The organism is Leptolyngbya iicbica LK, from assembly GCF_004212215.1.
In the GTDB taxonomy this organism is placed as follows: domain Bacteria; phylum Cyanobacteriota; class Cyanobacteriia; order Phormidesmidales; family Phormidesmidaceae; genus Halomicronema; species Halomicronema iicbica.
Map to the genome: position 1 here is coordinate 240,334 of NZ_QVFV01000001.1, position 12,843 is coordinate 253,176.

The following is a 12,843-nucleotide window of genomic DNA, read 5'->3' on the forward strand; positions in this document are numbered from 1 at the left end:
TCTCAAGGTCGTGCCGTCAAGCCTGCCCTTGAGCGATCGTCGAGCCCCTTCCTTCAAGTCATTGGTGGATCTGTCCATACCGGCATGACCGGGATCAGCTCGACAGCAGAACTCCCGTGTTAATAGTTAGAGTCTGCCCATTGGTCAGAAGGGGCTTGACATAGGGACACTGTTTTTTACTTTTACCCGGTGCCCGGTGTCGCCCGCGCTGACGCGACAATTGCGCTTGGACTAGGACGCAGATTGTTCTACCAGAAACGAGTCAGGGTCTGGTCGTCCTGAGACGTGAGCGGGGCCAACAGTTGCAGGAGATCTCCAACAGTGGGCTCAGTCATGGGGATCTCTCCCCAACCCGAACGGAGACTGAATCACGGCTGGGGAGCAAGGGCCGCTGAGAAGCATCGCGCGATCAGGGCTACCATGGGGCTATGCAGACAGAGCCAACAGAGTTTATGCGCGATCGCCACGTATTGGTCACTGGGGGCACGGGCGGTTTGGGGCGCGGCGTCACCGCCGTGTTGCTCGCCCAAGGCGCCTCGGTCACAATTCCCTACATCAAGTCCCAGGGGGTGGAAGCCTTCCAGGCACAACTGTCGGAAGCGGAGCGATCGCGGGTGCGGTTCGTCTCCGCCGATATGAGCAACGAAGCTTCAGTGATCTCGTTAATTCAGAGTCACGATCGCCTGGATGCCACCATTCATTTGGTGGGGGGCTTTGCCATGGGGCCGACTGCCGACTTTAGTTTTGCCGAATGGCGACAGCAGTTGGACTTAAATTTGAACACCACGTTTCTGGTCTGTAAGCACAGCTTGCAAAAAATGCTGCAGCAAGACTATGGCCGCATTGTCACCGTGGGATCACGGGGGGCGGTGCAGCCAACCGGACAGTTGGCCGCCTATTGTGCCTCGAAGGCCGGTGTCGTGGCGCTGACCCAAGCGATCGCCGACGAAACCAAAGGCACTGGCGTCACGGCGAATGTGGTTTTACCCAGCGTGATCGACACCCCCGGCAATCGTGAGGCCATGGGGGCAGACCAAGCTGACCAGTGGGTAACGCCCGAGTCACTGGGCCAAGTGATTGCCTTTCTCGCTTCCCCCGCTGCCAAAGATATTCGGGGAGCGGCAGTGCCGGTATATGGCCAAACTTGACCCCACAACCGTCTTTGCACAACCCACCTTTCGGCGTTTGTTAGGCGTCATTGTTTTGATGTGGGTCGTCTTGGGGGTATTGCTGGCGATCGCCACCTTAAACCAGGGCGTCGCCGCTACGGATCCCCTGTTGACCCCCATTTTTTACCTCATTGTGTTTGGGGGCGGCAGCCTGTGGGTGCTCTGGCAATATCGCCGCCGCCAGGTCAACCTCAAAATGTTAGTGGGGCCATGGCCTGAGCATCCAGACTGGCCCGCTTGGTTGGGCCTCTGGATGGCTTCTTTTATGTTTTCGCTTGGGGCGTTTCAGCTATCGTTTGTGGCGTTGTCTTACTGGTCGCCAGACTGGGTCACCACCACCTTGGCTGAGTCGCTATTTTTGGACGCAGACGCCACGGCGATTCCCTGGCTGTACAACCTGCTGATGGTGCTACTGCTGGTTGTTGCCGCCCCAGTGCTCGAAGAGTTTTTGTTTCGGGGCTTTTTGCTGCATCGCTGGGGCACCCGTTGGAATCCGCCGCTGGCAGTATTACTGACCTCGGTGCTATTTGGTGTTCTGCACGGCAATGTCATTGGGCTCACGCTGTTTGGTTTGGTGTTGGCCTTGCTGTATTTGCGCACTAACAGCTTAGGCGTCGCGATCGCCATTCATGCGCTCAACAATGCGATCGCGGCCAGTCTCGAAGTCATCTCGCGCTTCACGGGCAATACGGAACCCACCTCGCTAGAGGACTTCCGTGCCGGCATCTGGTTTGGCGCCATCTTGCTGGGCGTATCTCTCCCGTTTTTGGTCAAGTTCATTCGCCGCAGTTGGCCAACCAAAGACACCCCCTTGCCCTATTGGGCCAATCGCGATCGCACCTTGGCACCGTGACGCTCTCATCCTGAACTTGTCCTGGCAGCCCCCTGCTAAATCATCGCGATCGGCTGAACGCTGGAGGTACGGCATTAATCCTCCGCAGATAGCGGCTCTGTCGAGTTGTCTAACAAGCCTAAAAGCGGGCCGATGAGCGCCCCAAACACAAACCCGCCAGCGTGAGCCCAGTAGGCAATGCCTCCTTCCGCCATGCCGATATTGGCCGGAGCGTTGAGACTCGTTAAGCCGTAGGCTGCCTGCTGCAAAAACCAAATGCCCAGGTAGAACATTGCCGGAATTCGCAGGGGCAAAAACAAGAATCCCAGCGGCACAATCGTCAGAATACGAACATCCGGAAAGCGAAAGATGTAAGCGCCCATAACACCTGCGATCGCACCACTAGCCCCCAGCGAAGGCACTTCGGAATACATACCAAAGAACCACTGCGCCAACGTCGCTAGAACGCCGCAGATCAAGTAGAAGAAAAGAAAGCGAGCGTGGCCGAGTTCTTCTTCAACGTTGTTCCCAAAGATCCACAGATAGAGCATGTTGCCGCCGACGTGCAAAAAGCCCGCATGCATAAACTGGGCCGAAACCAGAGTGAACCACTCGTGGACCGTAAAGATGGTGACGCCGCCAGGTGCTTGCAGCGCTTGAGTGAGCTGCTCTGGCACCACCGCCCAAGTCCGAAAAAACGTCATCAGTTCCACTGGCGACAGCGTTAATTCGTACAAAAACACCAGCAAATTTACGGCAATTAAGCCATAGGTCACATAGGGCGTAATTTTGATCGGGTTGTCATCTTTGAGAGGGACCACGGCACACCAATAATCTTTCATCTGACAAGCTATCAAATGTCGACGTCACCTACGACCATCCACCGAATGATTCTGCACGGGCTGGCAATTAACACGGTTGCCAGCCTTGCTGAATCGCCTCCCATCCACCGGCAAAGTGATACTCATAACTGCGACGGGTCTTGGCGAAAATTGAAAAGTCGATGGCCTGCGTAGGCTTGCTCACAGACGGAGCAAGCCTTGGGCAACTCGTCTTGAACAGTCTGTGAATTGCTTCTGTCAGCCAGTCAGCACCTTCAAAGGTTCAGCTCTGGTCAGCTTACTGAGCCAGACAATTACAGATAAAGAAGGATCGAACGCAATCCTTGCGGGAGCCGATGGTGAGTAGGGATCGTTGATTATCGTCAAATCAGATTCGGTAGGTTCCTCCTGACCCACCTGCGAGCCCATTACCTGGCAGCCCTATACAATCAGCAAAGTTTAGGGATCGAAACTTTCAAGTATTCATAGCTACTTTTTGTCGGCCATTGCCACTATCACTCCACAGCCATTAAAACAATCACTTAAAAGTCTTAAAAGTCATGAAAGTTAGAAAATAACCGATTCTAGCAGGATTTTTCTAGACACTATTTCGTATTCAAAAATACGAAATCAAATACAGACTTTCACCTGTTCTCGCGATCGCGATTATGCAAAATCAATACCTAGCCATCGCTTGTGGTGATCGCGATCGCATTACTGGCACCAGCTTCGCAAAGAAAGTTTATTTATCAACGGCGCAGTCAACGGAATGACCATGATCCCCACCCGAAGAGGGATGTGGACATTTGGGTCAGTGATCAGACGTTCTTAAAAAGCAGTCTGCGATACCAATCAGCTGAAATATTGTTGCGGTTTGTAGCAGTTTGTAATTGCTTGGGGATCGTTGGTAGTCGCGTTTACAGCCAAATTTCCGATGGAAGTGTTAACTTGCATTTATGTTGTTAGTCCTACCTATTTTGAAAACCCATGGCTCAGATCATCGATCATATTCCTACTGAACAATCCGAGTCGATTCTTTGCTGCTATGTGAATGCTACTAGCAAGATGCAAATTGTTCGAATTACTAATATACGTGACTGGTACTTTGAGCGTGTTGTCTTTCCGGGGCAGCGGTTGATGTTTGAAGCGCCGCCCCAAGCTCAGCTCGAGATTCATACTGGCATGATGGCTAGCGCCATTTTGTCCGACACGATTTCTTGCGCTCGCTTGGCGGTCGATCCCGAAGAAAATGCTCCCTGGGAACAGCAAATCGCTGCCAACCCTCAGGCTGAGCAAGCCACCGCCGTGACGGCTGGCTCTTAAGATCACGTTGGCTGAGCCATATCGAGAGCGTGTTTGAAATAAACGCCTTTGAAAAAACTTTAATATTTTTGCGATGGTCATTCATCGTTGACGCTTTAGAGAAGTCGTGTCTGCTCCTCAGTCGATAACCCACCAGTTATCGACTTTTTTTGTGCTCCAAGCACTGCTAAAAGCGAGAGCCGGGCTGTTGGAGAAATTCACTTTCGGCGGGGGTTGTAGAGCGGCCCAGGCTCTCATTGCGATGGGGAAACGACCAAATTGAGCAATGACATCGCGGTGGCGGTAAGCATAATCGAGGGTGGACTGTAACTCTGGTGCGACTTGTACCAGAGTTTCAAACAGGCTGACGGCCTGCTCTTGGTGCTCGATGTTTTCGCTGTGTTCAAACGGCAGGTAAAAGAACACGCGCTCGACGGGGAGCAGAGCTTGGTCATAATGGCGGGCGATCGCCGTCTCTGCCGTTGCCAACGCCTGGTCATCGGCCTCCAAGCAGCGGGCCGTGCCCCGAAACATATTCCGAGGAAATTGGTCGAGCAAAATCGTGAGGGCAAGGGTGGCAGAGGGTTCTGCCAGCCAGCGATCGCACTCTCCCCGCCGCGCCTGCTCGTAGAGCGGTAAAAAGCGATCGCGCACCTGTTGATCAAAATCGGGATCTTTACGAAACCAGATTTGGCGCTGTTGCCCATATTCGCTATCCGGTGCAGCGGGATCATCAAACCAAAAGTTCAAAATTGCCTGCGCTTCTGGCCACTGAGATGTCGTCATCTTAGATAGTGCGGAGGATATATTGCTGTGAACATTCACTCACCAGGAAACGGTGCCCGAACAAATCGACCGACCTGTTCGGGATTAGAAGAGGGAACCGTCCCTTTTACGAAGGGAACCGTCCCCTTTAACTACAGTCCCCAGGCAACTAAGGAATCAGGATTTTATAAAATCCAAGTTTTGTCGGGCAGCATTTTGCCTGCTCTTGAACAGCCGAGACGGCTGTTCACACTTAATTTAATTCCAATTCCTAAGCGCCGACCGCTTCTTTGGCGGCATACATGACTTCGACATCAATGCTGGCATGACCATGGTCGCGGGCAAACTTTTCGGTGTTGCGCTTCACCTTGCCCCGCACAAAGCCGGGCACCCGCTTGAGTTCCGTCATGGCATCTGCCGTCCAGGTCAAATCACCATCGGCTGAAACGGTCTTGGTAATCACTTCTTTGGTGTCGTGACCGCCAAAGATTTCCAGCAGATGATCTTCCATACCCAGGGTGAAGGAGTTGTAGATCAGATCCACCAACTGGTTCGAGCCTTCATAACCAAGGAAGGGGCGATACCCAACGGGGAAATTTTGGATATGGATAGGAGCCGCGATAACCCCACAGGGAATATCCAGGCGCTTACCCACATGGCGTTCCATTTGGGTGCCAAAGATGGCGGCGGGCTCAATCGTGGCAATTTTGTCCGCGATCGCGCCGTGGTCTTCGCTAATCAGCACTTCGTCACAGTACTCGCTGACCTGCTGCCGGAACCAGGCTTCATCGTATTTGCAGTAAGTGCCTGCGAGCACGACGTGAATGCCCATCTCTCGGGCCAAAATCTTGGTCATCGCCGCAGCGTGGGTGCTGTCGCCAAACACCACAGCCTTTTTACCCGTCAGGTTTTGACAGTCGATGGAGCGCGAGAACCAGGCTGCATTGGAGACAAACCGCGTTTGCTCATCAATAAATGCTTCGTAATCGACGGCTGCGCCTTGTTCATTCACCACTTGTTGAATGCGGCGAATGCAGCGAGCGGTCTCCACAATGCCCATGGGGGTAATATCGACCGTCGGCTGATCAAACTGTTCCTGTAAATAGTTGGCGGTGGCTGGCCCCACTTCCCGATAGGGCACCAGGTTGAACCATGCCCGAGGCAACTGCTTAATCTGATCGACGGAGGCTTTATCAGGCAGCACTAAATTGACTTCGATGCCCAGATCGCCCATCAACTTCACCAGTTCAGTGCGATCGTGGTTGTTGTGAAAACCAAGGGTCGTCATGCCAATAATGTTGACCGAAGGCTTTTCACTGCGCTCGGTCAGCAAGTCGCCCTTTTTGCGGGCCTTGTCGATGTAAAACCGCACAATTTGCTGCAAGGTGCGATCGGCTGCCTGCAACTCGTTGACGCGGTAATGATTTACATCCGCCAGCAAGACATCGCATTGGGCGTCCAGACTCGCCCGCTCCACAAAGTTCTGCAAATCTTCTTGCAAAATGCTGGAGGTGCAAGTGGGGGTCAGCACAATCAGATCCGGGGTCTCTTCGTGATCTTTGCGCACGATATTATCGACCACCTTTTCTTGCGAGCCTTGGGCCAGCACATGGCGATCGACAATGCTGGCGGTGACGGGGGTAAAGTCGCGTTCCCGCTCCAACATTGAGCGCATGACGTTGAAATAGTCGTCACCTAAAGGTGCATGCATAATGGCATGCACGTTTTTAAATGAGCTGGCAATCCGGAGGGTGCCAATGTGGGCCGGCCCTGCATACATCCAGTAAGCCAGTTTCATAGAGTGAGTCTCCTGTCGTGAGATTTAAAGTCGTGTTTGAGGTTTTTTGCCGAAAACCCTCGCTACCCATCGACGCAAGATTCACTACTGCATATTCAGGTTGTCGTTTTTAATCTAACTAGGGTGCATGTGTTCAGTAGCTTCACTATAGTCAGCGATCGCAGTCAAACCCCGACTGTTACCGCGGCATTCACACACTGCAAAGTTACGCAATAGTCGGCCGCATTCGCCACGGTGCTGCATACCTGGAAACCGGCTGATCATCTGGTTCTTTACAGGATTGCCAAGGCGTTTTCCTGCCAGGCAAGATCTATCTATTGGTAGTGGCTGTGAGGGGGCTTTGACCGCCTATGTTGAGGTATAAGAAAATTTTAATGGCGCATCATGGCAGTTAAACCCGATCACGTTTTTGTGGTAGATGACTCCGCCGATAATTGTTTTTTGCTACAGGCGCTGCTAGAGGATGAAAACTATCGAGTCACCACCTTGTCTAGCGGCATTGAACTGTTGAATGTGGTGGGCGAGCAGCTCCCCGATCTGATCTTGCTGGACGTTATGATGCCGGAGATGAGCGGGTACGAAGCCACTCGACGCATTCGCGAGCGGACCAATCTGCCCTTCATTCCGATTTTGCTGGTAACGGCCCATGAGCGCTCCAACGTCGTGGAAGGGTTGGACATTGGAGCGGATGATTTTATTCGTAAGCCGTTTAATGCCGATGAGCTACTGGCGCGGGTGCGGGCCTTGCTACGCCTAAAGCATAGTGTCGATGCCGAGCGCGAGATGACTCAACAGCGAGATGATTTTGTGTCGCGATTGACTCACGATTTGCGCACGCCTTTGGTCGCGGCAAATCGCATGTTGACCCTGGTTACGGAGGATACGTTTGGTGATATTCCTTCCGAGGCTAAGGGGGCCATCACCCAAACCATTCGCAACAACGACCACTTGCTGGCAATGGTGAATACGTTGCTAGAGGTCTATCGCTACGAAGCCGGACGCAAAGAAACCGCGATCGCTCCCTTTAATCTCAAGCGCCTGTTGGAAGAGGTGGTGGGCCAGCTGCAGCCCCTAGCCCAGGAAAAACATCTGGATTTGAAGCTGGAAGATGGGGTGAATTATCAGGGCGACGATCGCTGCTATACCTTGTTTGGCGATCGCCTAGAACTGCGGCGCGTCATCCTTAATTTGATTGATAACGCTCTAAAATTCACCGACGCTGGACTAGTTCAAGTTCGCTTTGAAAAAACACCGGCTGCCGACCCAACTCACTGGTGCATCCAGGTTAAAGACACGGGGCCTGGTATTCCGGCGGCTGAGCAGGCAGAGATTTTCGCCTGGTTTCGCCCCGGTAAGCATCGCCGCTCCGGCAGTGGCTTGGGCCTGCATCTGTCACAACGCATCATCGCCGCCCACGGCGGCACCCTCACCCTCACGTCAGAAATGGGCCAAGGCAGCACTTTTGTCGTCAATCTGCCCATACAGCCAACCGCTGAAGATACCGCGTTCAGTATGTCAAACAGCAGATGAGCCCCAACAGCCATGGTGGTTACAGCAAGCTAAGCCAGCCAACTCGGTAATTCACAGCACGGTCGCCGACGCTGAGGGCGATCGCGAGAGCAGCTCATCCAGCTTACTCGTCAGAGGGATTAGCGCACTTCGTTTGCATGAGCTGTGCAGGTTTCATGGCGTAACGACGGTACCACTGGTCTTACACCATTCAGAAGTCCCGGCGGTTATAGTGCCAGCGAGGCGACTGCACCCAGGCAAACCCAGTTCTGAACTGGCTCAATGTCTCTGTCAACAACCTCTGAAGTCGCACTCGCAGCCAGTATCAATGGGCTAGTATATTCATCTGGAAAGCATTTTGGCAGGATAAGCAGGCATATGAGTCGCGGCACGCTGTTTGATAAAGTTTGGGACTTGCACACCGTCGGCACGTTAGCGTCTGGGCAGACTCAGCTATTTATCGGCTTGCACCTGATTCACGAAGTGACGAGTCCGCAGGCGTTTGCCATGCTGCGTGAGCGCGGCCTATCGGTGATGTTCCCTGAGCGGACGATCGCTACTGTGGATCATATTGTGCCAACAGAAAGCCAAGCACGTCCCTTTGTCGATGTGCTGGCGGAAGAGATGATTACGGCGTTGGAGCAAAATTGCCGCGAGCACAACATCCGGTTTTACAACATTGGCTCTGGCAATCAGGGCATTGTCCACGTTATTGCGCCCGAACAAGGATTAACCCAACCGGGCATGACCATCGCCTGCGGGGATAGCCACACCTCAACGCACGGCGCGTTTGGGGCGATCGCCTTTGGCATTGGCACCAGTCAAGTGCGTGACGTCTTAGCCTCTCAAACCCTGGCTCTGGCCAAGTTGAAGGTACGCCGCATTGAGGTTAACGGTGACTTGTCCCCTGGTGTCTATGCCAAGGATGTGACCCTGCATATCATCCGCCAACTTGGGGTGAAGGGCGGCGTCGGTTATGCCTACGAATATGCCGGCAGCACCATCGCAGCGATGTCAATGGAAGAGCGCATGACCCTCTGCAATATGGCGATCGAAGGGGGCGCCCGCTGTGGCTATGTCAACCCCGATGCGGTGACCTACGACTATCTCAAAGGCCGTGAGTTTGCCCCTAAGGCTGAGCAGTGGGATGAAGCGGTGAATTGGTGGGAAAGTCTGCGCAGCGACCCTGACGCGGAATACGATGATGTCGTCGTGATTGACGCTGCCGACATTGCGCCCACGGTCACTTGGGGCATTACTCCAGGTCAGGGCATTGGCGTGGATGAGCACATTCCCACAGTGGAAGAGTTGCCTGAGGGCGATCGCGCGATCGCGACCGAAGCCTATCAATATATGAATCTGCAACCCGGCACCGCAATTCAGGGCACGCCGGTGGATGTGTGTTTTATCGGCAGTTGCACCAACGGACGATTGAGTGACCTGCGCGAAGCTGCGAAGGTGGTGCAGGGCAAGAAAGCGGCTGCCACCGTTAAAGCCTTTGTCGTACCGGGCTCAGAGCGGGTGAAACAAGCCGCCGAAGCAGAAGGGCTGGATACGATTTTTGAAGCAGCAGGCTTTGAATGGCGCGAAGCGGGCTGTTCGATGTGTTTGGCGATGAATCCGGATAAGCTGCAAGGCAACCAGATCAGTGCCTCGTCTTCGAATCGCAACTTTAAAGGACGGCAGGGTTCATCTTCGGGCCGGACGTTGTTAATGAGTCCAGCTATGGTCGCAGCGGCAGCGATTTCGGGTCAAGTAACCGACGTGCGCAAACTACTCTAATTGCGCCCATCGCTTAGGAATCAGGATTTTATAAAACCCAAGTTTTTTCGGCAGCATTTTGCCTGCGCTTGAATAGCCGAGACGGCTGTTCACACTTAATTAAGTTCCCATTCCTGAGTAATCAATCGAGGTCGCGCCGCGCTATTAGCGATCGCCCTTATTCCGGTGTTGAACTTTGTTGCTGGCGCTCTAAAGTTTCGATCGCTGCATTCAACGCCGCCAGACGAGCCTCCAACGAGTCGCGCATGGCTTTCAACATACTGATTTTGTGCGCCCGGTACTGCTTGCGGGTCTCTTCGTCCGGAAAGAAGCAGCTCAAAAACATCAATTCGCCTCCTAATTGCAACCGTGTGGCTATGAGCATACCGACTGAGCCTCGGCCATGCTGTGTTGTAGACCGCAGTTTATAGCGCCCATTATCATAGGAGAACGATCGCTCCAGCGTGACACCCATGGTTGAGTCTGACCGCTACCGAACGCTGCCCACTAGCGACGAGTTGCCCGACTCGGATGGGTTGCCTGTGGATAATGAAGAGCAAAATCTGCTGCCCAATTATCTGTTGTTCTTACTGCAATTCATCTGGCCTGAGCGCTACGACTGGTACTTTGCGGTCGATATGGGCATTTATCACCTCACCGGGGTCAATCCGCGCGTGCCAGTAGTACCGGACGGATTTCTCAGTTTAGGTATTCCTCGCCGCAAACCCGGTCGACGCTTTCGGAAAAGCTACGTCACCTGGGAAGAAGATGGCATCGCGCCAATCCTTTTGCTAGAGGTGGTTTCACAAACTCCGGGAGGCGAGTACGACAACAAACGCGCGATTTACCAAAACCTGGGGGTGCTGTACTACGTCATCTACAATCCCGAATACTGGCAGCGCGATCGCCATCAACCCTTTGAGGTATACAAACTCATCGAGGGAGAATATCGGTTGCAACTGGGCGAACCCTACTGGATGCCGGAAGTCGGACTCGGTCTTGGCCGCTTTCAGGGAGAATTGGCCGGTATCGAGCAAGAGTTATTGTCTTGGTTTGACCAACAGGGCCAACGTTATCTCTCCGCTACTGAACAAGCTTCGCAGGCTCAGCAGCAGGCATTACAAGCTCAGCAACAGGCGTTACAGGCTGAAGCGGCGGTGCAAACAGAACGCCAAGCTCGGTTAAGCGCAGTTCAACGACTACAGCAAATGGGGCTGAGTGCAGAGCAAATTGCGGCAGCCCTAGGGCTATCGATTGAGGTCGTGACTCAGCACCTGGAATAGAATTGTCGCGATCGCTCTAGCAAATATCCCAGTCCACTGAAATTCTGGGGCTTCAGCGGTTTGGGGCCAACTTATTGTTTGATAAAAATCGCCCGAAAAACGGGTAAGCCTTTGCCGAGGGTTAATTCCTCTCGATCAGTTTGCGCCGGAAACGGACTCGTCGCCAACCAATCCGGCTCAGTACGCTGAAAGGCCACATTTTCAGCAAAGCGATCGCACATTTCCCGTGCAACCTCCTCCACGTCTGACTGCAAAATCACCCGTCCACCCGTTGGCAAAAAGCTTGCCAAGGCTTGCACCAGTTCTGGCTGTACGACCCGACGTTTTTGGTGACGCTTCTTAAACCACGGATCGGGAAACTGAATACTCACTTGTTGCAAAGTATCCGGCGGCAAAGTCTGGAGCAACTCAGCCAGGGAAGCATTGGCATTACAAAACAAAAAATGTAAGTTGGTGAGTCCGGCGCGATCTCGCTGTTGCTGAGCATAATCCACCAGCGGAGCCCGAATTTCCAGTCCCAAAAAGTTCCAGTCTGGCTGTAGTGCCGCCATCTGGTTAATAAAGTGGCCCTTGGCGCAACCAATATCGATATGCAAAGACTGATGTGGATTTTGGTAAATCTCGGCCCAGTCCAATGCCTCAACCTTAGTCTGGTACTTATAGCTAAGGGGATTCACATGTTGCCGAACGCGGACAGCCGCCACCACAGACTCCTAAATTACTTACAGATATCTACCCTACAGCAAACCTCAGTCCTTGGAAAAAGGCCGCTCGTCAGGCTAATTCAATCAACTCAAGTACAGATAATTCACAGGTCTGGGCTTAGCTGATAGAATAAAAGACTTGCGAATCCAAGATCAGTTCACTAGGATCGAGGTCTTGTCATTTTCAGTCGTTGTCAATTCTAAGCAGTCAAACATCCATGATTAAGTTGCGTCTAAAGCGATTTGGTAAAAAGCGTGAAGTCAGCTACCGTATCGTCGCCATGCCTAGCCAAGCTCGCCGTGATGGCCGTCCCCTCGCTGAGTTGGGCTATTACAACCCCCGCACCGATGAAACGCGGTTAGAGGTGCCGGAAATCGTTAGCTGGCTACAAAAAGGCGCTCAGCCCACGCCAACCGTGCGCAGCATTTTGCAAAAAGCCAGCGTGTTTGATCAGCTGAAGTAAATTCTATCCCCGGCGCAGGCTGTGTTTCCTGTTGAGCCGCACTGCTAACCCCATGAAATAAGCTGCAATGGCTGAAAAACCAGACTATGAGGGCCTAGTCAGCTACCTGATGAAGCCCTTCCTCGACTCTCCTGAAGCACTCAAAACTGACATCGAGCGTGTCACTGGCAAGTCTCGGGTAACTTTGAGAGTCGCCTTTTCACCAGAAGATCGCGGTCGCATGTTTGGGCGAGGTGGTCGTAACATCCAAGCCATCCGCACGGTCTTGCAAGCGACGGCGGCTTTATATGACGAACGAGTATCTCTCGACGTTTATGGCGAGTCGGCTCACAAATCGCGCAATGATGATGAAGGTGGCGGTTCCCGTCGTCGTCGCCCGCCCCGCCGCGGCGGCGATCGCCCCGCGCCACCGCGTAAGAAATAACTGTTCTATTG

Annotated in this window: 13 protein-coding genes; 8 read left to right on the forward strand and 5 right to left on the reverse strand. The window is 53.2% G+C overall.

Annotation, left to right across the window (positions count from 1 at the left end):
- Positions 1 to 428: 428 nt before the first annotated feature.
- Both fabG and DYY88_RS01000 read left to right on the forward strand, forming a co-directional pair.
- Positions 429 to 1,148 (forward strand): 3-oxoacyl-ACP reductase FabG, encoded by a 720-nt coding sequence (gene fabG / locus DYY88_RS00995; RefSeq protein WP_242517558.1) that lies wholly within the window; start codon positions 429 to 431, stop codon positions 1,146 to 1,148.
- Positions 1,135 to 2,022: a CPBP family intramembrane glutamic endopeptidase gene (locus tag DYY88_RS01000; protein WP_039724703.1), complete on the forward strand. Its 888-nt coding sequence runs from the start codon at positions 1,135 to 1,137 to the stop codon at positions 2,020 to 2,022. The genes fabG and DYY88_RS01000 overlap by 14 nt, the downstream gene beginning before the upstream one ends.
- A gap of 74 nt (positions 2,023 to 2,096) precedes the next feature.
- On the opposite strand, the gene DYY88_RS01005 is transcribed toward DYY88_RS01000, so the two are convergent.
- Positions 2,097 to 2,822 (reverse strand): rhomboid family intramembrane serine protease, encoded by a 726-nt coding sequence (locus DYY88_RS01005; RefSeq protein WP_039724969.1) that lies wholly within the window; start codon positions 2,820 to 2,822, stop codon positions 2,097 to 2,099.
- A 987-nt stretch (positions 2,823 to 3,809) separates the two neighbouring features.
- On the opposite strand from DYY88_RS01005, the gene DYY88_RS01010 reads away from it, so the two are divergent.
- A complete protein-coding gene (locus tag DYY88_RS01010) occupies positions 3,810 to 4,145 on the forward strand; it encodes a DUF1830 domain-containing protein (RefSeq protein ID WP_039724702.1) in 336 nt (111 codons plus the stop codon).
- A 117-nt stretch (positions 4,146 to 4,262) separates the two neighbouring features.
- Here DYY88_RS01010 and DYY88_RS01015 read toward each other — a convergent pair whose 3' ends face one another.
- Together DYY88_RS01015 and bchB are read right to left on the reverse strand one after the other, a co-directional pair.
- Positions 4,263 to 4,910, reverse strand: a complete 648-nt coding sequence (locus DYY88_RS01015; RefSeq protein WP_437438570.1) for a DUF924 family protein — start codon at positions 4,908 to 4,910, stop codon at positions 4,263 to 4,265.
- Between the two features lie 250 nt (positions 4,911 to 5,160).
- Positions 5,161 to 6,687 (reverse strand): ferredoxin:protochlorophyllide reductase (ATP-dependent) subunit B, encoded by a 1,527-nt coding sequence (bchB, locus tag DYY88_RS01020; protein ID WP_039724701.1) that lies wholly within the window; start codon positions 6,685 to 6,687, stop codon positions 5,161 to 5,163.
- Between the two features lie 384 nt (positions 6,688 to 7,071).
- Here bchB and DYY88_RS01025 point away from each other — a divergent pair, with 384 nt between their 5' ends.
- Positions 7,072 to 8,217: a hybrid sensor histidine kinase/response regulator gene (locus DYY88_RS01025; protein ID WP_044150280.1), complete on the forward strand. Its 1,146-nt coding sequence runs from the start codon at positions 7,072 to 7,074 to the stop codon at positions 8,215 to 8,217.
- A gap of 357 nt (positions 8,218 to 8,574) precedes the next feature.
- Positions 8,575 to 9,978 carry a 3-isopropylmalate dehydratase large subunit gene (gene leuC / locus DYY88_RS01030; protein WP_039724700.1) on the forward strand — a complete coding sequence of 468 codons (1,404 nt, stop codon included), beginning with the start codon at positions 8,575 to 8,577 and terminating at the stop codon, positions 9,976 to 9,978.
- A gap of 157 nt (positions 9,979 to 10,135) precedes the next feature.
- Here the strand turns inward: leuC and DYY88_RS23900 are convergent, their stop codons facing one another.
- Positions 10,136 to 10,342: a hypothetical protein gene (locus DYY88_RS23900; protein ID WP_207223309.1), complete on the reverse strand. Its 207-nt coding sequence runs from the start codon at positions 10,340 to 10,342 to the stop codon at positions 10,136 to 10,138.
- Between the two features lie 88 nt (positions 10,343 to 10,430).
- On the opposite strand from DYY88_RS23900, the gene DYY88_RS01035 reads away from it, so the two are divergent.
- Positions 10,431 to 11,240, forward strand: a complete 810-nt coding sequence (locus DYY88_RS01035; protein ID WP_039724698.1) for a Uma2 family endonuclease — start codon at positions 10,431 to 10,433, stop codon at positions 11,238 to 11,240.
- Between the two features lie 71 nt (positions 11,241 to 11,311).
- On the opposite strand, the gene trmB is transcribed toward DYY88_RS01035, so the two are convergent.
- Positions 11,312 to 11,944, reverse strand: a complete 633-nt coding sequence (gene trmB, locus DYY88_RS01040) for a tRNA (guanosine(46)-N7)-methyltransferase TrmB (RefSeq protein ID WP_039724967.1) — start codon at positions 11,942 to 11,944, stop codon at positions 11,312 to 11,314.
- A gap of 218 nt (positions 11,945 to 12,162) precedes the next feature.
- On the opposite strand from trmB, the gene rpsP reads away from it, so the two are divergent.
- Both rpsP and DYY88_RS01050 read left to right on the forward strand, forming a co-directional pair.
- The gene (gene rpsP / locus DYY88_RS01045; RefSeq protein WP_039724697.1) at positions 12,163 to 12,408 is read left to right on the forward strand and encodes a 30S ribosomal protein S16; all 246 of its coding nucleotides are present in this window, start codon (positions 12,163 to 12,165) and stop codon (positions 12,406 to 12,408) included.
- Positions 12,409 to 12,475: 67 nt separating this feature from the next.
- Positions 12,476 to 12,832: a KH domain-containing protein gene (locus DYY88_RS01050; RefSeq protein ID WP_039724695.1), complete on the forward strand. Its 357-nt coding sequence runs from the start codon at positions 12,476 to 12,478 to the stop codon at positions 12,830 to 12,832.
- Positions 12,833 to 12,843: the final 11 nt, after the last annotated feature.